The organism is Arthrobacter sulfonylureivorans (genome assembly GCF_047607445.1).
Lineage (GTDB): Bacteria > Actinomycetota > Actinomycetes > Actinomycetales > Micrococcaceae > Crystallibacter > Crystallibacter sulfonylureivorans_A.
Genome location: NZ_JBLKRT010000043.1, coordinates 1 through 24,797 on the forward strand (window position 1 = coordinate 1; position 24,797 = coordinate 24,797).

Genomic DNA, 24,797 nt, shown 5'->3' on the forward strand with positions numbered 1-24,797 from the left:
CGGCGCCTCGACTTCCTGCGCGCGTTGCGCGATTACGCCAGCCGGCAGCGGCGTTTCGGCGCCTGAGCGGGCCCGGTGGAACGGCTGGCGCGCCGGCGTTGTTCGGTTCATCCAAAATTCGCAAAACCGACATGGCCCCGGCTCTTGTGCTGGCGAATTACATCAGCGTAATTTGGGACCATCAGTCAGCAATCCGCAGATTGATCGGGAGGCCACCAGTTTGATGCGAAGAGCGAAAGCTGCATCGGGGGAGGCCGGTTCCGGCCTGGTGGCCCTACCGTCCGCGCCCCGCAACAGAGCTTCGGAGCCGTCGTGCTCCGGACGGGAGCCAGCATGACCGCCAGCAATAACCAGCGCCGCACCGCCACGACCGGACTTGGGAAGCAGCCCGCAGCTGCCACCTCGTCCGGTCTTGTTGTTTCCGCCGGGGAAGCGGAAGCAGCCCGGGCCTCTTACGTTCTGGACACTTCCGTGTTGCTGTCCGATCCCCGGGCACTGCTGCGGTTCGCCGAGCACGAAGTCATCCTGCCGGTGGTGGTGATCACCGAGCTTGAAGGCAAGCGGCACGATCCCGAACTGGGCTACTTTGCCCGCCAAGCGCTACGCCTGCTCGATGACCTGCGTGTGCAGCACGGCGGCCTCAACCGGCCCATCCCGCTTGGCGACGACGGAGGCACGTTGCGGGTGGAATTGAACCACATTTCGCCGGAGGTGCTGCCCGCCGGGTTCCGCGGCGACGACAACGACAGCCGGATTCTGGCGGTGGCCAAGAACCTGGCCGACGAGGGACGCAACGTTACGGTTGTCTCCAAGGACCTGCCGATGCGGGTGAAAGCGTCAGCGATGGGGCTCCAGGCCGACGAGTACCGCAACGAACTGGTCAAGGACTCGGGCTGGACCGGGGTGGCCGAACTGGACGCCGCCGACGACGACGTCAACACTCTGTACGCGCATGAGCCGGTCTTCATTCCGGCGGCAGCGGAGATGCCCGCCAATACCGGGCTGGTGCTGCTCTCCAGCCGTGGTTCCGCACTTGGCCGCGTCGGCGCGGACAAACAGGTACGGCTGGTCAAGGGCGACCGCGATGTGTTCGGCCTGCACGGGCGTTCCGCGGAGCAACGGCTGGCGATCGACCTGTTGATGGACCCGGAGGTCGGGATCGTCTCACTCGGCGGCCGCGCCGGAACCGGAAAATCCGCACTGGCGCTCTGCGCCGGACTGGAAGCCGTGCTGGAGCGGCGCGAGCATCGGAAAGTCGTGGTGTTCCGGCCACTGTATGCCGTCGGCGGGCAGGAGCTGGGATACCTGCCAGGCCCCGAATCGGAAAAAATGAACCCGTGGGCGCAGGCGGTGTTCGACACCCTCGGCGCGCTGGTCTCCACCGAGGTGGTCGAGGAGGTCATGGACCGCGGCATGCTGGAGGTTCTGCCGCTGACCCATATCCGGGGCCGCTCGCTGCACGACTCCTTCGTGATCGTGGACGAGGCGCAGTCCTTGGAGAAGAACGTCCTGCTCACGGTGATGAGCCGGATCGGCCAGAACTCCAAGATTGTCCTCACCCATGATGTGGCCCAGCGGGACAACCTGCGGGTGGGCAGGCACGACGGCATTGCGGCCGTAGTGGAGACGCTCAAGGGACATCCGCTCTTCGGCCATGTGACGCTGACGCGGTCCGAACGCTCACCCATCGCAGCGCTGGTGACCGAACTGTTGGAGGGCGCGGAGATATAGCCGGCCCTCTCCGATCAGGCGTTGCTGCGGTTGGCCAGCATCGGGCTGTCAACGCCAGCGGACGGCAGGGTCACGGAGACTCGGGTTCCGGCACCCGGTGCGGACTCAATATGCAAGGTGCCGCCGGCATCATGCACCGTGTCGCGCAGGATGCGGAGCCCGAGGTGGCCGTCGCGCGCCGCATCCGCCGGACTGAAGCCGTCGCCGTCGTCGACAATTTCGAGTAACACTGCGTCCCCCCAGTCCCTGAGCGACACCCGCACCACCTGGGCGGATGCATGCTTGGCGGCATTGGTCACGGCCTCCCGGGCAACCCGGTAGAGCAGGGCAGGCCGGACCATGTCCGTCGGGGCCGAAGCCTCGATTTCCAACTGCCACTCTGCCCCTCGTCTCCGGACCAACTCGCCCAGCCCGTCCAGGGCAACCGGCAGTCCCATGGCCGAGAGATCGGGCGGATACAGCGCCACGGTGATCCGGCGCAGACTGGCGATGCTGCCCTGGACAATGTTCTTGGCCAGCGTCTGGAAAGCGTGGTCTGGCTTTGCCTGCTGCTGTTCGCGTGACTCCAAACTGTAGGCCAGGGCAGCCAAATCCTGGATGACATCGTCATGCAGGGTACGGGCCAGCTTCTGGCGTTCACGATCCGAAGCAGTAATCGACTGTTGGAGCAATCGGCGGCGGACTTCGCCGTCGTCTTGCAGGCGGCGCGCCATCCGGATGGCCGGGGCCAGTTGGAGCAATTGCAGCACCGCCAGCGCCACCAAAACGACAGGAAGGACGCCGAGCATCTCGTCCTCCATGCGATTGATTTCATCCGGTGGATAGATCAACTCGAAGATGTAGTCGCTGCCGTTGCCCCCGGTCGCTTGGACGTAGACTTCCACGAATTTATCGTGGTCCACTTCGAAGAGATCGGAGCCGCCGGTCGCCGCGCCCAACACCGAGACGGGTGTGCCGTCCTGAAGCTGGGCCGTGAGGCCGTCGGGAAGGTCGAACTGCTGCCCGGCCAGCTCATCGAGGTCCGAATAGAGGATCGTCCCGTCGGCATCCCCGATCGTCACCCGGAGGATGTGGGCGTCGCGGATCAGCGGGTCCACTTCGCTGTCCAGTTCTGCCACGGCAGCGGCATCCCCGGCCAGCAGGGCATCCGTGACGTCCGGGGCAAATTCATGCTCCACAATCTGCTTGCTGCGTTCGGCAACGTGAGCCAGCGCCTGGTCGACGGCCAAGGAGCGGGCCACCACGACCACAGGAATCGCAACAATGATCAAGGCAGCCAGCCCGGACAGTGTGAAGCGCCGCACCGCCGCCTGCATTTCCGAGCCCTTCCGTCGCCGCCCATTGGCACCGGAGTCGTAGAGCACGCTGCGCCGGAATCGGGCGCCCAGGTCAACGCTCATGGCCGGCACCCAGCAGCTCCAGCCGTTGCGCCGTGGCGACGGCCTCAAGCTGCGAATGGGCACCGAGCTTTGCCAGAATCGACTTCACATAGCCCCGGCAGGTGTGCTGGGAGATACCCAGCGTCCGGGAATTGGTGCGGACGTCGTAGCCGGCAGCCATCAGGGCCAGCACCTGGTGCTCACGTTCAGTCAATGCCGGGGCGCCCGGTGGCTTGGCAGCGGGCGTCCGGCGGTTTTGGCTGAGGATGGCGGGATAGACCACCATGCTGCCGCTCTTGGCAGAGCGGATGGTCTCGAGCAGGGTGGACAACGATCCGTCTTTAGGCAGGAACCCGCACAGCCCCGAGCTGGCGGCACGGGCGAGTACCTCCGGCGACGGGTTGCCGGTCAGCAGGATGATCCGGGTACCGGGCTCGGACGCAAGGATCTGCCGGGCGGCGTCCAGCCCAGTGCCGTCGGGCAGGTGGTAGTCCATGATCACGACATCCGGCCTGGCCCGACGGCACAAGGCGACCGCTTCGCCAACGCCGGCGGCATTGCCGACGTTGATCAGGTCCGGCTCCCTGCCCAGCGCATCCGACAACAGCTCCGCGAACGTGGTGTGGTCATCCACCACGGCAACACGGAGTTCATGCTCATTCCCCAAAGAGCTCATTTTTACCCCAACTCAAGACACTATGGACTTGACCCCACTATGAGTATGCATGGCGAGTGAAAGGTTGTACATACTCCGAACAGGGCAAATCACCATGTTCTTCAGCCGGCCATGAGCGCCTTGGTCAGAAAGGTCTTGACGATATCCCCAGCCGCGGCGTAATGGGATTCGAGCGGCACCGACGCCTTCCGATGCGCGGTCGAGGTGCGGTTGGCCGACGGCGCCAGCCGTTCGTTGAGGACCATGAGCGCACCGAGCACCTCCGACAAGCTGGACTCGGCCGTGGCGTGCAGCAGCCGCCCGTACACTTCCTGCAGGCCAGGACCCGGGCAACACCCCAGTTCGTCGCTGAAGATACGCCGGCACCGTTCATAGGCCTGCAACCCATCGGCATGCCGGTCGCTTTGTTCCAGCCCCACGATGAGCGCTGTCCACGCCGCTTCGTTCAACGGAGCGGCAGCGATGCAGCGCTGCGCCCAGAGCACCGCCTCATCGGCGCGCCCTAAGGTCAACGCGGACTCTGCCGCCAACAATTGGGCATGCTGCACCATCTCCGCATGAGCCGCCCGCGCTTCCTCAGCCCATTCCGGCGTCAGCTCATCCCCGAGCAGCGGGCCGGAAGCAAGCGAGAGCGCATCGTTCAACAACGGATAAGCGTTGGCCGGAGCGGCGAACTCGGCGGCGCGGAGCAGCCGCTGGAACCGGTACAAATCGACGTCGACCATCTCCCGGTCAATCATGTAGCCGCCGTTGGCTGTCCGCAGCGGCCCGGACTTGGCGCAGCCGGGCTGCAGGTTGCGACGCAAAATGCTGACGTAGCTTTCCAGAGTGGCCAAAGCTTCGCCTGGTGCACGACCGCCCCACAGCATGTCCACCAAACGGTCTTTGGACATCGGCGAACCGACGTTCAACAGCAGGATCTCCAGCACCTGACGTGGTTTTGGTCCACCGAGCTTCTCCGCCGTCAACACGGTATTTCCCCGCGTAATCCGCAAATTTCCGATCATTTGAACTGAAACGGGCATAACCCGTCCACTCATTTGCTCCACGATTCCCCCTCGTAGCATGCACCCCCCAATGAGTGCATAACCATCGTGTGACGTCATCGTCGCGGCGGGACAGCCCCTCGTGGGGGATTCCTGCACCCCCAATTTGCGGGGTACGGGTACAGCACCGGGTTTTCCCAAGGACCCGCGGCGATTCTGTTATCGTGCCTCCGAGGCCCGCGGTGCAGCGCACGCGGTACCTGCGCTGCACCGCAGGTCGGCCCGGGGCCCACGCCGCCGGGCCCTGGCCCTCGTCCCCCAAAGCCAGGGCCCGGTCAGCGCCGGAGCCGAGCGGTCAAGCCGGATGAGGCCGGACAGGCCAAGGAATGTGCTCCCGCACATCGGTGAGGTTCATGCTGACCTCGAGGAACAGATCATCAAGCATGTACTCGTCCACACCCAGGATGGTCAGCGAATGGCCGCGTCCTTGCAGCGGCCCGTCCAAGGCAACTGCAGAGACACAAATTCCCGTCCTCCAGTCGATCCGCACCCGAGTGTGGCCGTCCAGAAGCAGCGGGTTGTCGGCGTCGTAGGGCCGGTAGGTGAGGTTGGGCGAGACGACGGCCTCCAGTGTGTGGCGGCCCCCGTGGTCCGTTTCACTCAGTTCATGAATCTCGACCGGGTTGGCGAAGGGAGTTTCGTAGGCCACCGGAGCGTTGCCGGCCAATTCAACCGGATCCAGCATCGCCGACCAGCGTCCGTTGCCGAAGATCGGTTCCCCGTACGCGGCCTCGGGCCGGCGGCTCACCAGATCGATGCCATTGAACACGGGCGTCACCAGATGCGGCGGCAGCAACCAGGACTTGCGGGTGGCGCTGACGTAGAAGCCATCGCGCGAGTCGTTGATACCTGTGGTGCTGTACAGCAGCTGGCCCTCGGCCGACTCAACCCGGAGGGCACCAGGGCGGCGGGTCCAAGCACGCAGGATCCCGGCAGACGGATCCTCCTCCGCACCGGGATTGACAGCGCGCAGTTCGAACCGCAGCGAGTCCCACTTCCACGGCGAGGACCGGCAAAGGCATCTGAAAACTTCCGCATTGCCGGCCGCGTCGCCGGTTCTCAGCACGCTGGCGCCGTTCATATCCACAGTGTAGCGGCCGGGTCACGCGTGCCGGCTCGGGGTGCAGTAGGTTGGGTCCATGGTCGATGAATTGGTGCTGCTGTGGCCCGACCATACGCTGGCATTTTGGCTGCTGCTGGCCGCTGGCGGTTACCTGTTGGTCATCGGGATTGGGTTGAGCTGGATCGATCTGCGCACACACCGGTTGCCGAACCGGATCGTGTTTCCGGCCTATGCCGTCTCCTCGGTGCTGCTGCTCGCAGCCTCGCTGGCCGGCCACGACGGCCACGTTTTCTGGCGCGTGCTGGCCGGCGGTGCCTTGCTCTGGGCGTTCTACTTCACCATCCGGTTCGCTTATCCGGCGGGCATGGGATTTGGCGACGTCAAGCTCGCCGGCGTGCTGGGAATGTACCTCGGATATCTGGGCTTCGAACACCTGCTGTGGGGAACGTTCGCCTCGTTCCTGCTGGGTGGCGCGTACGGCCTGCTGCTGGTGCTGCTGCGGCGCGGCACCCTGAACAGCAATATCCCGTTCGGACCGTTCATGGTTGCGGGAACGTGGGTGGCGCTGCTGATCCCGTAGCGACGTAGGCTTGGATGATGCCTACTCCCGATTTCGTCCTGCGGCTGCGCGAGAAGATTGGCCACGACCTGCTCTGGCTGCCAGGGGTCACAGCCGTGGTGCTGGATGACCGAAACCGGGTGCTGCTGGGACGCCGCGCGGACAACGGGCACTGGACGCTGATCACCGGAATCCTGGATCCGGGGGAGCAACCCGCCGTGGGCGTGGTGCGCGAGGTTCTGGAGGAGACCGGCGTCGTTGCGGTCGTGGAACATCTGGCCGAGGTCTATGCGGGAGGTCCAATGGAATTCGTCAACGGAGACCGGGCCCAGTTCCTGACGCTGAACTTCCGCTGCCGGTACGTCAGCGGCGAGGCCCGGGTTAACGATGACGAGTCGGCCGAGGTGGGCTGGTTTGGACTGGATGAACTGCCGGAGCTGACCGACTATCACCGGGCCAGACTGAAGTCAGCGCTGGGGGCCACGGGCGTCCCCGACTTTGTCCGCTGAAGCTTTTGGACGAAGTTATTGGATGTCCGAGTCAGGAGGCGGCAGGACCACTTGGCGGTCTTCGTCGACTGATTCGACGCCTTCGATCCCGGCGAGGGCCGCACGCTGTCCATCCGGAAGTGAACCGGTGATCATGCCCAGGGTGGAGAGCACGTTCTCGACGTGCATGCCTCCAGCCATCAACTGCTCGGCAATCCGACCGGTATCGGAGAGGTAGTCGTGGCGCACCGTAACGGTGATCTGCATACCACCCATGATATGTCTCCGGCGGCCGGCCGGGGGAAGTGATTATTGCGGGGCAAGCACCAGCCCTGCGCCGACGTCGACCGACAGCAGGGGCAAACGCTCGGCTTCCTGGACCAGCGTGGCCCACAGTTCCAGTCCCCGCCGCCCCGTGGACTGCGCCCACAAGGCCGCCACCCCGGCAGCATGCGGCGTCGCCATACTGGTGCCGCTGATGGTGTTGTACCGTTTGGGCATCGGCCAGGACGCGTACACGTGGACTCCAGGGCCGGCGCTGTCCACCTGCCCTCCGCGCAGCGGGAGGCTGCGGGCTGAAAAGAACGCGATGTCGAGGGCCTGGTCCAGGGCCGCCACCGCCATGATGAACGGGCTGTTGGCCGGGGAACCCACGAATCCAAAGTCTCCTTTCCGGCGGTCGGCATTATTGCCCGCGGCCGCGACAATCAACGATCCCTGTTCCAGCGCCCGGCTTCCGGCCGCGGTGTAGGGCGGATGGATCTGTGCCACATCGGCGCCCAGCGACATGGAGATCACCGCGCAACTGTTGCCCACCGCCCAGTCGATCCCGGCCAGGATGCCTGCATCGGTCCCGGAACCGGCATTACTGAGCACCTTTCCGGCAAAGATCTCTGCTTCGTGTGCCACTCCGTAGCGCGGACCTGTCCCGGGGACCTTGGGGCCGCACGCGATCCCGATACAGTGCGTGCCGTGTCCATGCCCGTCCTGGGGCGGCTCGCCGGTGACGAACGACGCGCTGGTTATGCCCCGGCCGGCAAAATCCGGATGCGAGCCGTCGACGCCGGTATCCAGGACGGCGACCCGCACACCCTGTCCGGAGTAGGGGGATGAGACGGCCCTGGTCGCTTGAAGCCCCCACGTGAAGTTGTTGTTGTCGGCGAATTCAGCCGGTGCCGCACCCCCGTCGCGCCCCGTATGCGGGCCTGCCGCGAGGCGTCCGGCCAGGTCGGCAACGCCGTCGCGGTAACCGGCAATGTAGTCGTCGGCCGACCCCAGCACATCGTGGATGAGTTCGGGCGAGACCGAAAGGACCCGGTGCTTGTCTGCCGAGCTCACCTGGAGCGCCCCGATTTGGTCAGGCGCGGCGTCGACGACGGCGATGCCCAGATTCGCGAAGAGGGTTGCCTCCGCGCCCGAGGCCGCGTCCGGATCCACACCACGAGTGCCGAAGTCACGGCTGTCGGTCACGTTGTTAAGCCCTGCTGCCTCGGCCAGGATGCCGGCGCAGTCATCGGAGCGGTCGGCGAAGACGACGATGTAGCGTCCAGTAGTTTTCGGATGTTCTGGTAAAGGATAGTCGGCCGTCCTCAGGGACGGGGTCTGCGAATCGCCAATCATGGAGACCTCCTGGGCAGTTCGGCATGTCCCCGGGATGGATCTCGCAGCTGCCGCATCCGGCCTCCACCGGCCGCCCCAGGGGCACGTGTGCGCTATACTAGAGACGGTTCACCAAGGGCACAAGCCATTTTCAATCGTTTCAGCCTGCGAAGGCCAAAATCGCTGGAGGGCCCCGTTCTCACGGACGAAGCCCTCCAAAAACGGACACGCTGGACCGATGCGGAAAGCTTAGCCCCGCGCGCCCGACGGCGGTCCGGCTGCCTCATCGGCGGTAGGCAATGCCTGCCCCGGAAGCAACGGGTCGCCACCGGAATTTGCCTCCGTCTGGACGCTGTGCCGCCGGTCCGGGTGTTCTGCTTCTTGCCGTTTTGCTTCCAGGCGTTCTGCCTCCTCGCCACCGATCGCTTCGCCGCGGGCGACCATGCCGGCCACGTCGGAGAGCGGTACTTGTTTGAGGAACAGTGCCAGCAGGAAGGCGGCAACGATGAACGGCACGAGGTACCAGAACACGGGAGCCAGCGAATCAGCGTACGCGGTCACGATGCCGTCGCGGACCGGCTCCGGCAGCGCTTCCATGACCTGGGGGTCCAAGGTGGCGGTGGCATTGCCGGCGTCGGCGGCTGAGGCACCGGCATCGGTGAAGACTGCAGTCAGCTTCTCGGAGAGATTGTTCGTGAAGATCGTTCCGAAAATCGCCACACCCAGTGCTGCGCCCACCTCGCGGAAGTAGTTGTTCGTGCTGGTTGCCGTCCCGACCATGTCAGGTGCCACGGCGTTCTGGACTACCAGCACCACCACCTGCATGATCAGGCCCAGGCCGGCACCAAAGACGAAGAGATAGGTGCAGATCAGCCAAATCGGCGTATCGGCAGACAGGGTGGTCAGGGCCAGCAGGGCGATGGCGGTGGTGACAGTACCCGCAATCGGGAACGCCTTGTACTTGCCGCTTTTGGTGATGGCCAGTCCTGACCAGATCGAGGTGCCCATCATGCCCGCCATCATGGGCAGCATCAGCAGACCGGATGCCGCGGCCGAGGTGCCGGAGGACATCTGCAGGAACGTGGGTACGAAAGCGATCGCCGCGAACATTCCGATACCCAGGGTGAAGCCGATGGCTGTGGCGTTGACGAAGACCGGGTTTCGGAACAGCGACAGCGGGATGATGGGGTCGTCGGCGCGTGCCTCAACCCGGATGAAAGCCGCGACGGACAGCAGCAGGCCGGCGCCGAAGGCCCAGGTTTCCGGAGCGGTCCAGCCGTGTTCGGCATCGCCGCCGAAATCGGTGAAGAAGATCAGGCACGTGGTCGCGATGGACAGCAGCACCACACCGGCCAGATCGATCTTCCGGGTGGCTTTCTTGGAAGGCAGGGTCAGGGCGAACCAAGCGATGGCGAAGGCGGCCAGACCGATCGGGATGTTGATGTAAAAGGCCCACTGCCACGTCATATGGTCCACGAAAAAGCCGCCGAGCAGCGGGCCCGCGACGGCGGAGAGCCCGAAGATCGCTCCCAGCGGCCCCATGTACTTGCCGCGTTCGTTGGCCGGCACGATGTCGGCAATAATTGCCTGCGAAAGGATCATGAGGCCGCCGCCGCCCAAGCCCTGGAAGGCACGGAAGAGGACAAAGGCCCAAAAATCAGTGGCCAGCGCACAGCCGACCGAGGCCAAGGTAAACAGCGCGATCGCAATCAGGAAGAGGTTGCGGCGGCCCAGCACATCGCCGAATTTGCCGTAGATCGGCATAACAATCGTGGTGGCCAGCAGATAGGCGGTGGTGATCCAGGCCTGGTGCTCCACTCCGCCGAGCTGGCCCACGATGGTCGGCATCGCGGTGGAGACGATGGTCTGGTCGAGGCTGGCCAGCATCATGCCGGCAATCAGCGCCGAAAAAATGATCCAGATGCGTCTTTGGGTCAGCAGCAGCGGCTCGGAAGCGCGCGCAGCGGTAGTGGCAGTCATGGCTGTGTCCTCCGGGACGGTAACGGACGATGGAATCAGGAATCAAGAATCAGGCCACTCGGGGCGGCTGGTGGTCAGTCGGACGGAGGGGCGGTCGGATGGCGGACCGCCGCGGTGGAGCCGGGCAGCGGCGCGACGGCTGCCAACGCCTCGATGGCGGAGGTGAGGATGTCGCGGTAGCTGCGTGAGTTGTCCGGCGCGAAGAACATCGTCCCGGCGTACTTGGCCACGCTGGCCATGGCGCCGATGGCCATCTGCAACCTCGGGTCATCGGCCGGCAAGGATTCCCGTTCCGCCAGCATTGCCACGTAGTGCTGCTCGACGGCGCTGGAACCATGCATGGCTTGTTCCATCAGCCGGGGCTCGGCCGTAATGGCATCCTTGAGGGCAACGACTTCCGCGCGGGTCATGGCCATCGACTCCATCATGCCGACGGCCAGTTCAATGAAGTCCGGCCAGAGGGAGGCCGAGACCACTCCGGGCTCTGTGCTGCTGCCGCCCGCAATAAACGCTTCCGCCAGGGCCTCCGGGATGTCATCGCCGGGATGGCCCAGGATGGCATCTTCCTTGGACGGGAAGTAATTGAAGAAGGTGCGCCGGGAGATGCCAGCACGTTCGCAGACCTGCTCGACGGTGAACCCATTGATGCCGCTGCGGGCAGTGAGCAGCCGGGCCGCGGCCGTGATGGCCGAGCGGGTGGCGGCGCGTTTACGCTCGCGCAGGCCACCGCCGTCGTTATTTGCATCATCTACCACGGAATGTACTTTTGCACTATTTGACGAATAGTGCAACAAAGTGGTCTGGGCCACAGTTGGCCGGCGAGGGACGACGGCGGGCGCAGGGCGGGGCGCCGGGCAAACGGAGGGTGGCCCAGGCATGCGGAGGGCGGCGCAGACAAACGGTGGGCGACCCAGACAAACGGAGGGCGTCCCGGCCGAAGCCGGAACGCCCTCCGTAGCCCGCGGGGGAGCGGTGGACTACTTCGCCTGCGGCGGCACCGTCATGGACAGCACGTCCAGGGCGGAATCCAACTGCTCTTCGGTCAGTTCGCCGCGCTCCAGGAAGCCAAGCGCGACGACGGACTCGCGCACGGTCAGGCCTTCCTTGACCGAGTGCTTGGCGATCTTGGCGGCGTTCTCGTAGCCGATGTACTTGTTCAGCGGGGTCACGATCGAGGGGGAGGCCTCGGCCAGGAAGCGGGCGCGCTCCACGTTGGCGGTCAGCCCGTCGATCATCTTGTCCGCCATCACCCGGGAGGTGTTGGCCAGCAGGCGGATGGACTCCAGCAAGTTGGCGGCCATGACCGGAATGCCCACGTTCAGCTCGAAGGCGCCGTTGGTGGAGGACAAGGCAATGGTGGTGTCATTGCCCACGACCTGGGCGGCGACCATGATGGCGGCCTCGCAGATGACCGGGTTGACCTTGCCCGGCATGATCGAGGAGCCCGGCTGCAGATCAGGGATGGCGATCTCGCCCAGGCCGGTGTTGGGGCCGGAGCCCATCCAGCGCAGGTCGTTGTTGATCTTCATGAACGCGTAGGCAATGTTGCGCAGCTGGCCGGAGGCCTCGATCAGGCCGTCGCGGTTGGCCTGCGCCTCGAAGTGGTTGCGGGCCTCGGTCAGCGGCAGTCCGGTGTCGGCCGCAAGCAGTTCGATCACGCGCTGCGGGAACCCGGCCGGGGTGTTGATGCCGGTACCGACGGCGGTGCCGCCCAGCGGGACCTCGGCCACGCGCGGCAGCGAGGCTTCAATGCGCTCGATGCCGTAGCGTACCTGCGCGGCGTAACCGCCGAACTCCTGGCCCAGGGTGACCGGCGTTGCATCCATCAGGTGGGTGCGGCCGGACTTCACTACGTCCTTGAACTCCTCCGCCTTGCGCTCCAGCGAAGCAGCCAGGTAGTCCAGTGCCGGGATCAGCTCGTTGATCAGCGCCGAGGTGGCTGCCACGTGCACCGAGGTCGGGAAGACATCGTTGGAGGACTGCGAGGCGTTCACGTGGTCGTTCGGATGGACCGTCTTGTCGCTGCCGGCGTCCTTCAGGGCGCGGGTGGCGAGCTCGGCCAGAACCTCGTTGGTGTTCATGTTCGAGGAGGTGCCGGAACCGGTCTGGAAGACGTCGATCGGGAAGTCGCCGTCGTACTGGCCGGTAGCTACCTGATCGGCGGCGTCGGCGATCGCCTTGGCCAGCTCTCCGTCCAGCACGCCCAGCTCGGCGTTGGCGGTGGCGGCAGCCTTTTTGATCCGGGCCAGGGCCTCGATGTGGGCGCGCTCCAGCGTCTTGCCGGAGATCGGGAAGTTCTCGACGGCGCGCTGGGTCTGCGCACGGTAGAGGGCGTTGACCGGAACCCGGACCTCGCCCATGGTGTCGTGTTCGATGCGGTATTCAGCAGAATCAGCAGAAGTCATGGCTCCAAGCCTAATCTCCGAGGGGTCCCCGTCCGAAACTTGTTGCGGCCGGGGAAGGACATCCAACGGTGGTGGCAGGCGGCTACAGCGAGCCGTGTCCTGCGACCAGGTCGGCGCGGCCGTCCGCCAGCCGGTAGGCAACGCCGACCACGGCGGTTCGGCCGGCGTCGACGGCCGCCGAAATGGCGCGCGAGCTGTCCAGCAGGCGTTCGGAGGACTGGCGCACATTTTCGATCACCATGTCGTTGAGATCGTCGTGTCCGGCACGCCGGGCAGCCAGGACCGACGGCGTGATTCGCTCCACCAGGTCACGCAGCCAGCCGCGCGGCATCACGCCGGTGTCCACCGTGTCCTTGGCGGCGGTCACGGCGCCGCAGCTGTCGTGGCCCAGGATGACGATCAGCGGGACGTTGAGCACGTCCACGCCGTACTCCAGCGAACCGATCACCGAGTCGCCGAGGACGTGGCCGGCCGTGCGGACCACGAAGGCATCGCCCAGGCCTAGGTCAAAAATGATCTCTGCCGCGAGGCGGGAGTCGGAACAGCCAAAGATGATGGCGAAAGGATTCTGTTCGTTGACCAACGAACTGCGCCGTGCGGCGTCCTGATTGGGATGGACCGACGTGCCTGCAACAAAGCGTGCGTTGCCGTCGAGAAGTTTTTGCCAGGCTTGGGCGGGAGTCAGTGAGGTGGGCACGAAGCAACCTTACTGCTTTCAATGGCACGGTCCGTGCATCCGGGACGCACCGGGACGTTCGTTACTTGCTGTCCAGCTCTTTGACGACGGCGGTGGCCAGTACGTCGAATTCGTCCAGTTCCGCTGTGCCGCTCAGGATGACGGTGACATCGTCGCGTTCCAGCACCAGGCTGCGCTCGCCCTTGCCGGCATCACGCAGTTCCCAGCTGGCCCCGGCCTTGCGGTCGCCGGTGACGGGTGCGTAGTCCGTCGCCTGGCCGACCCAGGTGGGATTGGCCTTGTTGGTCTGGATCAGACCGATGTACTCCTCGCCGGGCGTGAGGTAGCCGACTTCCCATGCCGGTACCTGGGCCGTGCCACCGGTGTTCCACCGGGCGTAGTTGGAGGTCCAGCCGTCCGGCAGGTCAACGGCGAGCGGCAGGTAACCAGCGGTGGATTCGGCCTGCAGCGCGACGCCCGGGACGTCAATATTACGTTTGTAGACTTCGGGCTTGCTGCCCGGGTTCAGGAACATCACCGGCAGCAGCACGGCCAGCGTGAGCCCTACGGCCAGCAGCATGCCCACGACCGGTGCTTTAGCCCGGTTGGCCTGCTTGGCCGTCAGCACGGGTTTGACCGGCAATTCAGCCGATCCAGCCGTTTCGGTCGATTCCTCGGGACGTACTTCACTCACCCCTCCATGATCTCAGATACCCGCCGCCCCCGCGCACACCGGCGGCTGCCCACCGGCGGGACGCTGGCCGCGACGCGTCTGGATCCCCGGGTGCTGACGACTATGATCGAAAGCAATGGAAGATGTCCGTCCCGCAGATTCATCCACCACGGCACCACAGCCGGTGTTGTCTGAAGAGCTACTCGAAGATGAGGTCGAAGTGTCCCACGAAGCCCAGGCTGATCCCTTTTCCAACTTCCCCCCGTCGATGCGTGTCGGTGACAATGAGCCGGACCGCAACCTGGCCCTGGAACTGGTGCGCGTCACCGAAGCCGCGGCGATTGCCGGCGGCCACTGGGTGGGCTACGGAGACAAGAACGGCGCCGACGGTGCAGCCGTGGACGCCATGCGGGCATTCCTCTCCACGGTCAGCTTCAACGGCGTGGTGGTCATCGGCGAGGGCGAAAAGGACGAAGCCCCAATGCTGTTCAACGGCGAAAAGGTCGGCGACGGCACCGGCGCCGAGTGTGACGTCGCGGTCGACCCGATCGACGGCACCCGGCTGACGGCGCTGGGCATCAATAATGCGCTGTCCGTGCTGGCTGTCTCCGAGCGCGGCACCATGTTCGACCCCTCGGCCGTGTTCTACATGGAGAAGCTGGTCACCGGCCCCGAAGCCGCGGATCTGGTGGACCTGCGCCTGCCCATCAAGCAGAACCTTCACCTGATCGCGAAGGCCAAGAACAAGAAGATCAACCAGATCAACGTGATGATCCTGGACCGCGACCGGCACAAGCCCTACGTCGAGGAGATCCGCGCCGCCGGAGCACGCACCAAGTTCATCATGGACGGCGACGTTGCCGGCGGCATCGCAGCGGCCCGCGAAGGCACCGACGTGGATGTCCTGATGGGCATCGGCGGAACACCGGAAGGCATCGTCACGGCCTGCGCCATCAAGTCGCTGGGCGGCGTGATCCAGGGCCGGCTCTGGCCCACCAGCGACGAGGAAAAGCAAAAGGCCATCGACGCCGGGCACGATCTGGACCGGGTGCTGACCACCGATGACCTGGTCACCAGCGACAACTGCTTCTTCGTGGCCACCGGCATCACCGACGGCGACCTGCTGCGCGGCGTCCGGTACAAGAACCACAAGGTCCTGACCCAGTCGATCGTGATGCGTTCCAAGTCCGGCACCATCCGCTTCGTCGAGGGCGAGCACCAGGAATACAAGTGGGACCGCTTCGAACGGAAGCTCTAGCCCGCCCCAGGCATAACGCAAAACCCCGCACCGGCCCCAGGCTGGTGCGGGGTTTTCTGTCCCCGCCGGTACGCCGGCGGGGAGCCACGCCGGGTCAGCGGGGCAGCTTGCTTCGCAGCTTCCGCAGGGACGGTACGACGGCGCTGCGCACCTTGTGCACGGCGGGCACGACGGCGGTGCGCGCCTTGTGCACCGCTGGACCGGCCGACTCGCGGGCCTGGCGGGTGAGCAGGTAGGCCCGGTACATGAGCTGGTTGACCGGCAGGTCCCAACTGCCCGGATAGCTGACTTCATAGCCGCCGAAGGATCGTTTGAACCGTGAGAACCCGGCCCATTGATGGTCGGGTTCGTCTTCCGGGCTCACGCCCCACATATCGAAGCGGTCGATGCCGGCGGCACGGGCATGCATCATCATGGTGACCACCAGCGGAATCCCGGCATTGAGTTTGCGGTGGGTATCGTCGGCGGCGGCGTGGGCATAGACCCGGGTCGATTCCGTGTCGTAGGAGAGCGCTGCCGCGATCGGCGTTCCCTCCAAGCGCGCAATGAAGATTTTGGCCGCACCGGCCGGCACCAGGTTCCGGGCAGCCTGCCGCAAGTAGTCGTCCGACTGGGCCTTAAAATCGGCACGCTCGGAGACGTCGTGCAGGAACCCCAGCAGAATGCCAATGTCTTCGGGATCGGTCGAGACGTCGAAGGTGACGCCCTTCTTGTGGATGTTGCGGTAGAGGTTCCGGCTGGTGCTGCGCATGCCGGCCAGCAAGTCCTCTTCCGGCTGCTTTAGGTCCAGCATCCAGGTCAGTTTCGGCTGGACGTCCACCGGGGCCTTGACCAGGCCCAGGTATTGCAGCGCAGCCTGCGGCCGCTGCCCGAGGTCCGTGCTGACGGGTTCGATCCGCACGTAGTGGGCACGCTGCTCGCCGGCCAGCGCACGCAAGGCCGCCAGCGCGCGCACCAGCGCGGCGTGGTCTGCAGCCGCGGGGCCGTATGGGACATACAGGAACCGGCCCAGCGGCGTCTTTTCCATAATGGCCAGGAAGGTCCAGCCGTCTCCGCTGCGCTCAAATACCTCTTTGCCCAGGCTCCGTTGGAAGCGGGCCCACGGTTCGGACTGCAGGATCGAAGCGGTCAAAGTGTTGCTCCCGTTCGTTGTTCGTCGAATTCATGAGTGCTGCCTGAGGTGGTGACCGCAAACAACACGGCGCCGGCCCCCGTTCCGGCCGCCGGATGGACGTTCACTGGCTGTTCGGCAGCGGGAATGAAGGCGGCGTCGCCGCGGCTGATCGTCAGGTCGGATTTCGGCGAGTCCAGCAGCACGCTCCCGGAGACCGCCAGCACGATGGTGGGACCATGCTGTGCCAGCGGCACCGGGCCGCCGCCGTCGGACAATTCAATGCGCTGGAGCTGGAACTCGGCAAACGGCGGGCAGTACAGTTCCTGGCCCGCGTCGGTAATGGTGCGTTCCACAAACGGTGGCGTGATCGGGCGGAAATCGGTGATCTTCACCAGTTCCGGCACGTTGATGTACTTGGGCGTGAGGCCGCCGCGCAGCACGTTGTCCGAGGTCGCCATGACCTCGACGCCGAGGCCCTGTAGGTAGGCGTGGATGTTGCCGGCCGGCAAGCACAGCGCCTGGCCGGGGGAGAGGGTGACGAGGTTCAGCAGCAGGGAGATCAAGGCACCAGGATCGCCTGGGTAGAGTTCTGCCAGGCGGCCGGCCGCTGCGTATTCGTTGCCCAGGCTTCCGGCGGGTTCAGCCGCCAGGACGCGGGCCGTGTCGGTGGCCAATGCCGTGGAACGGTCCCCGCCGTCGAGCAGGGCGACGAAAGCGCCTCGCAGTGCCGATTCCTCATCGCCGGCCTCCAGCAGCTGAAGCACCTCGTCCAGGAGGTCAAGGCCGGCGCCGGACTCAGCGAGCTTGGGCCGCAGGCCGGCCAGCAACCGTGCGGCGTCGCGCGGGGAACGGAAACCGCACAGCGCCTGGAAGTCGCTGAGCGCAAAGATCATCTCCGGCTTGTGGTTGTCATCGCGGTAGCTGCGTTGCGGGTCGTTGAAGGAGATGCCGGCGGAGTTTTCCGCCGCGAACCCGGACTTTGCCTGCTCCAGCGTGGGGTGGACCTGAAGCGAGAGGGCGGAATCGGCGGCGAGGACCTTGGTCAGAAAGGGCAGGGTGGCACCGAACAGGCCCAGCACGGGTTCGCCGAGCGTGGCGCCCGGATTCTCCTTGATGAATTCGTCCAGCGGCTGCTCCCGGTCGGCCAGCTGAACCGTGGAGGGGGAGTCGGGATGCGCGCCGATCCAGAGTTCCGCCTCCGGCCCGCCGGAGGGTTCCCGGCCGAACAGCTCGGCGATCGCCGTCGTCGAACCCCACGCGTAGGGTCGCAGCACATTGGTCAACCGGTACATCTTGAAGCCTCTTTCTCGTCCTTGGGTGAAATTCGATCCTGCCGCAACGACCAGGCGCGGCCCGTCAGCGGGAAGTCATCCCAGCCGGCACGACCCGGCCTCGCCGGAAAGCCGGATCAGGGGAGCGAGCATTTGCCGTTGTCGGCCAGCAGGGATCCGATCGTAGCGGTATCGCCAATCTCGGCCAGCTGCTGGAGGTATTCCTCAGTGATCTGAGGCTCCGCCTCGGCCGGGGTCTCCGCCGGTTCCGGTGTGGACTTCTTCGGCTGCTTGGCGCCGCCGTTGGAGCCGCCGCCGTCGGACCCGCCGCCGTCGTTCTTGGAGGTCTTCTTTTCAGTCTCCTGTTCCTGGGTGAACAATTCCTGAACCCTTGGGTGGATCTGGGAGAAGTCCGGGTACGTGACGAAGTTGTCTGCCGCGGTTCCGAAGTCCGGCGGCCCAATAGTCAGCCGTTCCGTCTTCTGGTCCTTGGCCTTCAGCGCCAGCGAGACGAAACTGCCCAGCTGGGAACTGGGGATGTCCGTTTCCACCACCTGCTCGCCGGCTTCGGCCAGCTGCTGGAAGCGGGTCAGTACGGTGGCCGGGTCCAGCTGGTTGACCATCGCGGACATCACGCACTGCTGGCGCTGGACGCGGTCGTAGTCGGTGGCGAATTCGCGGGAACGGGCGTACCAGAGGGCGTGGAAGCCGTCGAGTTCCTGGACACCCGGGGCAATCCAGCCCTTGGGCGGGTAATGCTGGTTGGTTCCGGGAATGGTCTTGTTGGAGATGGGCACCCAGCCGCCGGCGTCCACGGTGATGCCGCCCATCGCGTCCACGAGCGCCTCGAAGCCGCCCATGTCCACCAGCGCGTACGCCTGGATGTCGATGCCCAAGATGCCGCTGACCGCGTCCTTCATGGCTTCCGCCCCCGGGTTCTTGGCGTCCGGGTAGCGGTCGGCATGGTTTTGCTCCACGTCCACATACAGGGCGTTGATGATGCACTCGTCGCCGCAGTCGAAGCCTTCCGGATAGACCTCGTGCATGGGAGAGTCGGCCGGGAACGGAGCGTTTTGGAAGTTGCGCGGAATGCCGAACATGACGGTGTGGCCGGTCTCCGCGTTCACGCTGACAACCTGGATGCTGTCCGGGCGCAGCCCAACCCGTCCCGCGCCGGCGTCGCCGCCCATCAGCAGGAAGTTGTAGCGGCCGTCGACCGGATCGAAAGCCGGGCGGGTTTCGAAGATGGTGCCGAAGGCATTGCGGCTCACGTTGAGCAGATACGCGGCGTAGCCCAGGCTGCCGCTGGTGACCACCATCAGGACGGCCAGCGCCACCGCCACCGCGGGCCGCGCGCCGGGAGCCAACAGGTTGGGCCTGATGATGCGCAGCGTGTTCAGGAACAGGAAGGCCCAGAACAGTGCCAGCGCGGCCAGCACCAGGATCAGTATCAGTGACGTCCAGCGGCCAGTGGCCAGGTTCACCAGCAGCGTCCAGTTCAGCACGGCGATGACGCCGGTGGCCAGAATGGCAGCCCAGACCAGGAGCGTGACGGCCAGTGCCCGCCGGCCCAGCGCACGGTCCCCGGCCACCAATTGCGCACTGCCCGGGATCACCAGGGTCAGCAGCAGTAGGACGAAGGCGCGCTTGGTCCGCACGGGCGCCGAGGCGTGCTGCGGATAGCGGATCGGATCCGTTATTCCGCGGGCCGACGCGCCGGACGGCCGCGTGGCCGGCTGGGGGCTCACTGGTTAGGCCTCGCCGGAGCCGGCGACGCGTTCGCGCAGGGCGGCTCCCTTGTCATAGGCGGCCTGGCGCAGGCCGGAGGCAAACTCCAGCAGGGCCGGCTGCAGCTGCTCGGCCAGCCTATCGCCGCCGGCAGCCAGCATGCGCACCGCCAGCAGCCCGGCATTGCGGGCTCCGCCGACGGACACGGTTGCCACCGGAACCCCGGCCGGCATCTGCACGATGGAGAGCAGCGAGTCCATGCCGTCCAAGTACTTCAACGGCACCGGCACGCCAATCACCGGGAGCGGAGTCACCGAGGCGAGCATGCCGGGCAGATGCGCGGCACCGCCGGCGCCGGCGATGATGATGCGCAGTCCGCGGGTATGCGCTTCCCGGCCGTAGTTGATCATGTCCTCCGGCATGCGGTGCGCGGAGACAACGTCTGCCTCGTACGGGATGCCGAATTCTTCCAGCGCCTGTGCGGCGGCTTCCATCACGGGCCAGTCGGAATCCGAACCCATCACGACGCCGACTATCGGCTTTTGACTCATGGCTTGCCTTCCTGAGGATCCACACCGTCACGGATGATCGAGGCAACACGGTCCGCGCGCCGGCGCAGGTCATCCACCTGGGATGCGTCGCTGCCCACGACGTTGACATGGCCGATCTTGCGGCCCGGGCGGACCGACTTGCCGTAGCCATGGACCTTGACGGCCGGCTCGGCCGCCAGTGCACGCGGGTAGGCCGAGAACAAGTCTGTATTCGCGCCGCCCAGATAGTTCTTCATCACGACGACGCCGCCGAGTGCCGAGGTATCGCCCAGCGGAAGGTCCAAGACCGCCCGCAGGTGCTGCTCGAACTGGCTGGTGACGGAGCCGTCCTGGGTCCAATGCCCGGTGTTGTGGGGGCGCATGGCCAGTTCATTGATCACGAAGCCGGCGCCACGGCCGGGCGTGGCGAACAATTCAGCGGCCATCACACCGGTCACGCCGAGTTCATCGGCGAGCTGCAGTGCGGCCTGCTGGGCAGCTTCGGCGACGTCGGAGGGCAGGTCCTGCGCGGGTGCAATCACTTCGTCGCAGACCCCGTCCACCTGAATGGTGTGGACAACCGGCCAGGCCCGGGCTTCGCCGGACGGCGTCCTGGCTACCAGTGCCGAGAGTTCGCGGCTGAAGTCGACCTTCTCTTCGACCAGCAGCGCACCGCCGGTGAACCAGTCGGAGGCGTCGGCCGCCGCGGAAGCATCGTGGATCATCCGCACGCCCTTGCCGTCGTAACCTCCCCGCGGCGTCTTGAGTACCACCGGCCAGCCGGTCTGCTCACCGAAGGCCACGAGTTCGTCGACGGTGGAGACGGAGTCCCAAGCAGGGTTCGGCAGCCCCAGCTTTTCCACCACCTCGCGCATCACCAGCTTGTCCTGCGCGTGGATCAGGGCATCCGGATGCGGCTGGACGTTCACGCCGTCCGCAATCAGGGCCTGAAGGTGTTCGCTGGGAACGTGCTCGTGGTCAAACGTCAGGACGTCCAGTCCATGGGCGAAGTCGCGCAGGGCCTGCAGATCGCGGTAGTCGCCCACCGGCGCCTTGGCGACGGCGGCAACTGCCGAGACATCTTCGGCTTCGGCCAGAACACGCAGTTCAAAGCCGAGCTCCACCGCACAGGGGGCCATCATTCGGGCCAATTGGCCGCCGCCTACAACACCGATTACTGGAAAACTCACCTTGTCAGGTTACCGAACCGACTCTGGCAGAACCGCATTGCGCATCCCCCGCGCCGGGATGTCCTAGGTAACGTCCAGTTTTGGGCAATAGAATGATGCGTTGGCCGGCACGATTCCGGCGTCAGAACGAAAGGGCTCTTCCTTCGATCATGAATCGAACTATTTCCGAGCGCATCAGCGGCCTGGTTTCCCTCTTTTGGCGGGAAGTAGCGAAGTTCGGCACGGTCGGCGGGATCGCCTTCATCGTGGACAACGGCGTGTACTGGTGGCTGATCAACGGTCCGATGGACGACAGCGTGGTGAAGGCGCGGTTTGTTTCCGCGTCCGTGGCGACGCTGTTCTCCTGGGTGGCGAACCGTTACTGGACGTTCCGCCACCGCCGCCAGGCGAACGCGCTGCGCGAACTTGTGCTGTTTGTGGTGATCAACGTCATCGGCATGGTCATTTCCGCCGGCTGCGTCTGGATTGTCCGGTACCCGCTGGAGGTGACCGAACCAACCATGCTGCTGTTCGCCGGCATCTTCGGTACGGTCCTGGCCACTGTCATGCGGTTCTTTGCCTACCGCTTCCTGGTGTTCAATGCAGAACTGGATGCCGAGCCGGAGTTTGCCGCTGACAGGGAGATCTTCGAGAGCAACCGCGGCCAGCATGTGGCGGCCGAGCTGCCGACGGAATCACCGGAGGTTGACGGCCCAGCCAACCCCACGAGGAGTTAGCCGGCCTCGAGGGCCGGACCCGGCAGAAGCCGGACGGCCGGGGAGCCGGGCCGCGCCTTGGCCGGACCCGGCAGAAGCCGGACGGCCGGGGAGCCGGGCCGCGCCTTGGCCGGACCCGGCAGAAGCCGGACGGCCGCTGCCAGCGGTCCCTTAGAGCCGGACGCTGACCCGTTCGCTGTCCAACAGGCGCTCGGTCACTTCCACGTCTGCGTGCACCAGGACCACGGTGCCGCCGCCCTGCCACGTGGCCAGGGCCTCGCGCAACACTTCGGGCCAGGCGGTCTGCGCCGGCACCAGCAGGTTCCGAGCCGGCGCCGGCTGGCCGAGCAGCTGGGCGAAGGTGAAGTCTCCGCCGTCGTACTCCAAGGCCCTGCCGTCGGCCGCCAAGCTATCCACCCCCAGGTAGATATCAGCGTAGGACCGCACTTCCGCGGCATAGTCCAGGGCACCGTCCGGCACGTCCCCGGGCCAGCGCAACTGGAGCGCCCCGGGGGCCACCAGCACTTGGTGCGTGCTGTCTCCGGTCAACTGGGCGGGATCGGCTGCCACCAGCACATCGGGGGCGGGGCCTGTCGGATCCAGCCGGACGGTAGCGCCGGCCTGCCATGCTGCCAGCACCCAGACCAGTGACCGCCAGTGGGGGGCCATTCGAAGGCCCACAGAGGTTCCTTCGCCGGCGTCCAGTTCCTCGGCCAGCAGGTTGGCGGTCTTCGCCACCCAGTTGTCCACGACATGGCCAGACAACTCAACGCGTTCTCCCTCCGGCCCGTACCAAACCAAGCAGGGGGAGGAGTCCGGACGCAGCCGGGCGAGCAGGTCGGTGATGGTGGCGGTAGGGTTCACGGTGTTCCTTTAATGCGGATGGCGGACACCTGCCGCGTGATGCGGCGGCGCCCAGGGTTTCGTTAGCTGCAACGGGTGTGGCATGCGTCACGCTGGCAAGATTTTCGCGTGGCGTGCCCGGTTTTGGGTCCGCCTGTCTCTAAGATTCCCGCCGGCACTTGACTTGAACCGGATTACACCCGTGTAATTAGGTATTAAACGTGTAACAGCATTCTCGTATTCGGCGCTGAGATCCAGCACTGGAGTCGAACTTAGCACCATGCTGGTACAGCAACACCGGGAGGGCTGATGGGGCAGACAGAACGTATTGCGCACCGGCGAGAGCTCGAGGCACAGGCTTCGGCATCGCAGGGTTCGCGCGGCGTACCGGCAGATTGGTATGTGGATCCGGCTGATCCGGCGGCAGCAGAGCGCTTCCGTGAATCCAGCCAGCAAACACTTGAGGATGCGGCCACCGCGTTCCTGGCCGCGCACGAGGCGCTGGCGGAGGAGCCTGAAGCCGAGGTGCTGGAACTGTCCGCTCCGCGCCTGCTGCGGGAACCGGCCGAGGCCGAACCCGAGCAAAAGCCGCTGTGGATCGGGCTGCCAGGTTTCGGGACCGGCTACGAGGACGAGGGTGAACTCGGCTGGCAGGCCGATGCTCTCTGTGCACAGACAGATCCGGAGGCGTTCTTCCCTGAGAAGGGAGGCTCTACCCGCGATGCAAAGAAGGTTTGCGGGGCGTGCACAGTGCGCTCGCAGTGCCTGGAGTACGCGTTGGCCAATGACGAGCGTTTCGGCATCTGGGGAGGGCTGTCGGAGCGTGAGCGCCGCCGGCTACGGAAAAGAGCGCTCTAATTCAGCAGCAAGTTCGCGTTACCGCCGTTGTTGTAGCCCATAACGGCGCTTCCTACCTACCGCAGACACTGGCCGCGCTGACTCAGCAGACGCGGCCGGTCGATGTCTATCTCGGCGTCGACACCGGATCGTCCGATGGATCCGCGGACCTGCTGCGCACCCAGCTGCCCGCAGGGGCCCCGGTGACGTCGGCCTCCGGCCGCGCAGGATTTGGTGCGGCGGTGCGGGTGGGGCTGGCGGAGCTGCCCAAGCATGCCGGAGAAGACCCTGCGGCGCAGGAGTGGCTCTGGCTGCTGCACGACGATTCCGCGCCGGCTCCGGACGCGTTGGAGGAATTGCTGCTCGCCGTGGAAACGGCGCCGTCCGTCACCATCGCCGGCTGCAAGCAGGTGGACTGGGAGAACCCGCGCCGGCTGGTCGACGTCGGCCTGACGGTGAGCCGCTGGGCCGAGCGGCTCACCATGATCGACCTGGACGAGCTGGACCAGGGCCAGTACAACGGCCGCAGCGACTTCTTCGCCGTCAACTCCGCCGGGATGTTGGTACGCCGCGACGTGTTCGACCAGCTGGGTGGATTCGATTCCGCCCTGCCCGGGACCGGCGATGACTTGGACCTGTGCTGGCGGAACAGGTTGGCGGGGCACCGCGTAGTGGTAGTGCCGACCGCGACGGTCCGCCACGCCACCCGTTCCAGTGACCACACCACCGCCAAAGCCGCCCGCAAGGCACAGATCCACCTGCGGCTGAAGCATGCGGCCTGGTGGAAGGTGCCGTTCTTATGGATCGGGGCCCTGCTGGGCGGGCTGTACAGCTTCTTGGCCTCCGTAGTGGCCAAAGACCCGATGCACGGCTTGCGGCAACTCGGCGCCACTCTCGTGGCCCTCTTCCGTCCGGTCGGCTACTTTGCCTCCCGGCGCCAGGCAGCCAAGACCCGGAAGACCTCGCGGGGGATAGTGCGTCCGCTGACGGTGCCGCAGCGCGAGGTCTGGGCTTACCGGCGGTCGCTCGCCGAGTCCCTCCGCCCCGAACTGGCCG

General features: G+C 65.7%; 24 protein-coding genes. 7 read left to right on the forward strand and 17 right to left on the reverse strand.

Annotation, left to right across the window (positions count from 1 at the left end):
• Positions 1-333 precede the first annotated feature (333 nt).
• Entirely contained in the window at positions 334-1,731 is a 1,398-nt protein-coding gene (locus ACMX2H_RS16820) for a PhoH family protein (RefSeq protein WP_414962123.1), read from the forward strand.
• Between the two features lie 14 nt (positions 1,732-1,745).
• On the opposite strand, the gene ACMX2H_RS16825 is transcribed toward ACMX2H_RS16820, so the two are convergent.
• From ACMX2H_RS16825 to ACMX2H_RS16840, 4 genes are all read right to left on the reverse strand, one after another.
• Positions 1,746-3,131, reverse strand: a complete 1,386-nt coding sequence (locus ACMX2H_RS16825) for a sensor histidine kinase (RefSeq protein ID WP_414962125.1) — start codon at positions 3,129-3,131, stop codon at positions 1,746-1,748.
• Positions 3,121-3,777 carry a response regulator transcription factor gene (locus tag ACMX2H_RS16830; RefSeq protein WP_414962127.1) on the reverse strand — a complete coding sequence of 219 codons (657 nt, stop codon included), beginning with the start codon at positions 3,775-3,777 and terminating at the stop codon, positions 3,121-3,123. The genes ACMX2H_RS16825 and ACMX2H_RS16830 overlap by 11 nt, the downstream gene beginning before the upstream one ends.
• Before the next feature lie 110 nt (positions 3,778-3,887).
• Positions 3,888-4,853, reverse strand: coding sequence for an AfsR/SARP family transcriptional regulator (locus ACMX2H_RS16835; RefSeq protein WP_414962163.1), 966 nt, complete (start codon positions 4,851-4,853; stop codon positions 3,888-3,890).
• A 274-nt stretch (positions 4,854-5,127) separates the two neighbouring features.
• Entirely contained in the window at positions 5,128-5,913 is a 786-nt protein-coding gene (locus ACMX2H_RS16840) for a hypothetical protein (RefSeq protein ID WP_414962128.1), read from the reverse strand.
• A gap of 58 nt (positions 5,914-5,971) precedes the next feature.
• Here ACMX2H_RS16840 and ACMX2H_RS16845 point away from each other — a divergent pair, with 58 nt between their 5' ends.
• Together ACMX2H_RS16845 and ACMX2H_RS16850 are read left to right on the forward strand one after the other, a co-directional pair.
• Entirely contained in the window at positions 5,972-6,475 is a 504-nt protein-coding gene (locus tag ACMX2H_RS16845) for a prepilin peptidase (protein ID WP_414962130.1), read from the forward strand.
• A 17-nt stretch (positions 6,476-6,492) separates the two neighbouring features.
• Positions 6,493-6,963 carry an NUDIX hydrolase gene (locus tag ACMX2H_RS16850; RefSeq protein WP_414962132.1) on the forward strand — a complete coding sequence of 157 codons (471 nt, stop codon included), beginning with the start codon at positions 6,493-6,495 and terminating at the stop codon, positions 6,961-6,963.
• Positions 6,964-6,978: 15 nt separating this feature from the next.
• Here ACMX2H_RS16850 and ACMX2H_RS16855 read toward each other — a convergent pair whose 3' ends face one another.
• The 7 genes from ACMX2H_RS16855 to ACMX2H_RS16885 form a co-directional block, all read right to left on the reverse strand.
• Entirely contained in the window at positions 6,979-7,209 is a 231-nt protein-coding gene (locus ACMX2H_RS16855) for a hypothetical protein (RefSeq protein WP_414962134.1), read from the reverse strand.
• Positions 7,210-7,251: 42 nt separating this feature from the next.
• Positions 7,252-8,562 carry a S8 family serine peptidase gene (locus ACMX2H_RS16860; protein WP_414962136.1) on the reverse strand — a complete coding sequence of 437 codons (1,311 nt, stop codon included), beginning with the start codon at positions 8,560-8,562 and terminating at the stop codon, positions 7,252-7,254.
• Between the two features lie 228 nt (positions 8,563-8,790).
• Positions 8,791-10,521 carry an MDR family MFS transporter gene (locus ACMX2H_RS16865; protein WP_414962137.1) on the reverse strand — a complete coding sequence of 577 codons (1,731 nt, stop codon included), beginning with the start codon at positions 10,519-10,521 and terminating at the stop codon, positions 8,791-8,793.
• Positions 10,522-10,595: 74 nt separating this feature from the next.
• Positions 10,596-11,276 (reverse strand): TetR/AcrR family transcriptional regulator, encoded by a 681-nt coding sequence (locus tag ACMX2H_RS16870; protein WP_414962139.1) that lies wholly within the window; start codon positions 11,274-11,276, stop codon positions 10,596-10,598.
• A 222-nt stretch (positions 11,277-11,498) separates the two neighbouring features.
• Complete coding sequence (locus ACMX2H_RS16875) at positions 11,499-12,926, reverse strand: class II fumarate hydratase (protein ID WP_414962141.1); 1,428 nt, start codon at positions 12,924-12,926, stop codon at positions 11,499-11,501.
• 82 nt (positions 12,927-13,008) lie between these two features.
• Positions 13,009-13,623: a carbonic anhydrase gene (locus ACMX2H_RS16880; protein WP_414962143.1), complete on the reverse strand. Its 615-nt coding sequence runs from the start codon at positions 13,621-13,623 to the stop codon at positions 13,009-13,011.
• A gap of 61 nt (positions 13,624-13,684) precedes the next feature.
• On the reverse strand, positions 13,685-14,296 hold the full coding sequence (locus ACMX2H_RS16885) for a DUF4245 domain-containing protein (protein ID WP_414962145.1): 612 nt from the start codon (positions 14,294-14,296) through the stop codon (positions 13,685-13,687).
• A gap of 247 nt (positions 14,297-14,543) precedes the next feature.
• Between ACMX2H_RS16885 and glpX the strand changes: the two genes are divergently transcribed.
• Positions 14,544-15,533: a class II fructose-bisphosphatase gene (gene glpX / locus ACMX2H_RS16890; protein WP_136784558.1), complete on the forward strand. Its 990-nt coding sequence runs from the start codon at positions 14,544-14,546 to the stop codon at positions 15,531-15,533.
• 94 nt (positions 15,534-15,627) lie between these two features.
• Here the strand turns inward: glpX and ACMX2H_RS16895 are convergent, their stop codons facing one another.
• The 5 genes from ACMX2H_RS16895 to ACMX2H_RS16915 all read right to left on the reverse strand — a co-directional run bounded on the left by ACMX2H_RS16895 (position 15,628) and on the right by ACMX2H_RS16915 (position 21,366).
• Positions 15,628-16,665 (reverse strand): lipid II:glycine glycyltransferase FemX, encoded by a 1,038-nt coding sequence (locus ACMX2H_RS16895; protein WP_414962147.1) that lies wholly within the window; start codon positions 16,663-16,665, stop codon positions 15,628-15,630.
• Positions 16,662-17,939, reverse strand: a complete 1,278-nt coding sequence (gene manA, locus ACMX2H_RS16900) for a mannose-6-phosphate isomerase, class I (protein WP_414962149.1) — start codon at positions 17,937-17,939, stop codon at positions 16,662-16,664. Before manA ends, ACMX2H_RS16895 begins: the two co-directional genes overlap by 4 nt.
• A gap of 116 nt (positions 17,940-18,055) precedes the next feature.
• Complete coding sequence (locus ACMX2H_RS16905; protein ID WP_414962151.1) at positions 18,056-19,666, reverse strand: LCP family protein; 1,611 nt, start codon at positions 19,664-19,666, stop codon at positions 18,056-18,058.
• A gap of 3 nt (positions 19,667-19,669) precedes the next feature.
• Positions 19,670-20,197: a 5-(carboxyamino)imidazole ribonucleotide mutase gene (purE, locus tag ACMX2H_RS16910; protein ID WP_414962153.1), complete on the reverse strand. Its 528-nt coding sequence runs from the start codon at positions 20,195-20,197 to the stop codon at positions 19,670-19,672.
• Entirely contained in the window at positions 20,194-21,366 is a 1,173-nt protein-coding gene (locus ACMX2H_RS16915) for a 5-(carboxyamino)imidazole ribonucleotide synthase (RefSeq protein ID WP_414962155.1), read from the reverse strand. Before ACMX2H_RS16915 ends, purE begins: the two co-directional genes overlap by 4 nt.
• Before the next feature lie 149 nt (positions 21,367-21,515).
• On the opposite strand from ACMX2H_RS16915, the gene ACMX2H_RS16920 reads away from it, so the two are divergent.
• Positions 21,516-22,082: a GtrA family protein gene (locus tag ACMX2H_RS16920; protein WP_414962157.1), complete on the forward strand. Its 567-nt coding sequence runs from the start codon at positions 21,516-21,518 to the stop codon at positions 22,080-22,082.
• Between the two features lie 150 nt (positions 22,083-22,232).
• On the opposite strand, the gene ACMX2H_RS16925 is transcribed toward ACMX2H_RS16920, so the two are convergent.
• Positions 22,233-22,925, reverse strand: coding sequence for a TIGR03089 family protein (locus ACMX2H_RS16925; RefSeq protein WP_414962159.1), 693 nt, complete (start codon positions 22,923-22,925; stop codon positions 22,233-22,235).
• A 288-nt stretch (positions 22,926-23,213) separates the two neighbouring features.
• Between ACMX2H_RS16925 and ACMX2H_RS16930 the strand changes: the two genes are divergently transcribed.
• Together ACMX2H_RS16930 and ACMX2H_RS16935 are read left to right on the forward strand one after the other, a co-directional pair.
• Positions 23,214-23,762 (forward strand): WhiB family transcriptional regulator, encoded by a 549-nt coding sequence (locus ACMX2H_RS16930; protein WP_414962161.1) that lies wholly within the window; start codon positions 23,214-23,216, stop codon positions 23,760-23,762.
• The coding region (locus ACMX2H_RS16935; RefSeq protein WP_414962165.1) for a glycosyltransferase family 2 protein at positions 23,762-24,797 on the forward strand (1,036 nt) is incomplete at its 3' end. The genes ACMX2H_RS16930 and ACMX2H_RS16935, both read left to right, overlap by 1 nt.

Bases quoted from the DNA above. Each gene is read 5' to 3' on its own strand.
- ACMX2H_RS16820 (WP_414962123.1), top strand. From the start codon at position 334: ATGACCGCCAGCAATAACCAGCGCCGCACCGCCACGACCGGACTTGGG.
- ACMX2H_RS16825 (WP_414962125.1), bottom strand. From the start codon at position 3,131: ATGAGCGTTGACCTGGGCGCCCGATTCCGGCGCAGCGTGCTCTACGAC.
- ACMX2H_RS16835 (WP_414962163.1), bottom strand. From the start codon at position 4,853: ATGCTACGAGGGGGAATCGTGGAGCAAATGAGTGGACGGGTTATGCCC.
- ACMX2H_RS16840 (WP_414962128.1), bottom strand. From the start codon at position 5,913: ATGAACGGCGCCAGCGTGCTGAGAACCGGCGACGCGGCCGGCAATGCG.
- ACMX2H_RS16845 (WP_414962130.1), top strand. From the start codon at position 5,972: ATGGTCGATGAATTGGTGCTGCTGTGGCCCGACCATACGCTGGCATTT.
- ACMX2H_RS16850 (WP_414962132.1), top strand. From the start codon at position 6,493: ATGCCTACTCCCGATTTCGTCCTGCGGCTGCGCGAGAAGATTGGCCAC.
- ACMX2H_RS16855 (WP_414962134.1), bottom strand. From the start codon at position 7,209: ATGCAGATCACCGTTACGGTGCGCCACGACTACCTCTCCGATACCGGT.
- ACMX2H_RS16860 (WP_414962136.1), bottom strand. From the start codon at position 8,562: ATGATTGGCGATTCGCAGACCCCGTCCCTGAGGACGGCCGACTATCCT.
- ACMX2H_RS16865 (WP_414962137.1), bottom strand. From the start codon at position 10,521: ATGACTGCCACTACCGCTGCGCGCGCTTCCGAGCCGCTGCTGCTGACC.
- ACMX2H_RS16875 (WP_414962141.1), bottom strand. From the start codon at position 12,926: ATGACTTCTGCTGATTCTGCTGAATACCGCATCGAACACGACACCATG.
- glpX (WP_136784558.1), top strand. From the start codon at position 14,544: ATGCGTGTCGGTGACAATGAGCCGGACCGCAACCTGGCCCTGGAACTG.
- manA (WP_414962149.1), bottom strand. From the start codon at position 17,939: ATGTACCGGTTGACCAATGTGCTGCGACCCTACGCGTGGGGTTCGACG.
- purE (WP_414962153.1), bottom strand. From the start codon at position 20,197: ATGAGTCAAAAGCCGATAGTCGGCGTCGTGATGGGTTCGGATTCCGAC.
- ACMX2H_RS16920 (WP_414962157.1), top strand. From the start codon at position 21,516: ATGAATCGAACTATTTCCGAGCGCATCAGCGGCCTGGTTTCCCTCTTT.
- ACMX2H_RS16930 (WP_414962161.1), top strand. From the start codon at position 23,214: ATGGGGCAGACAGAACGTATTGCGCACCGGCGAGAGCTCGAGGCACAG.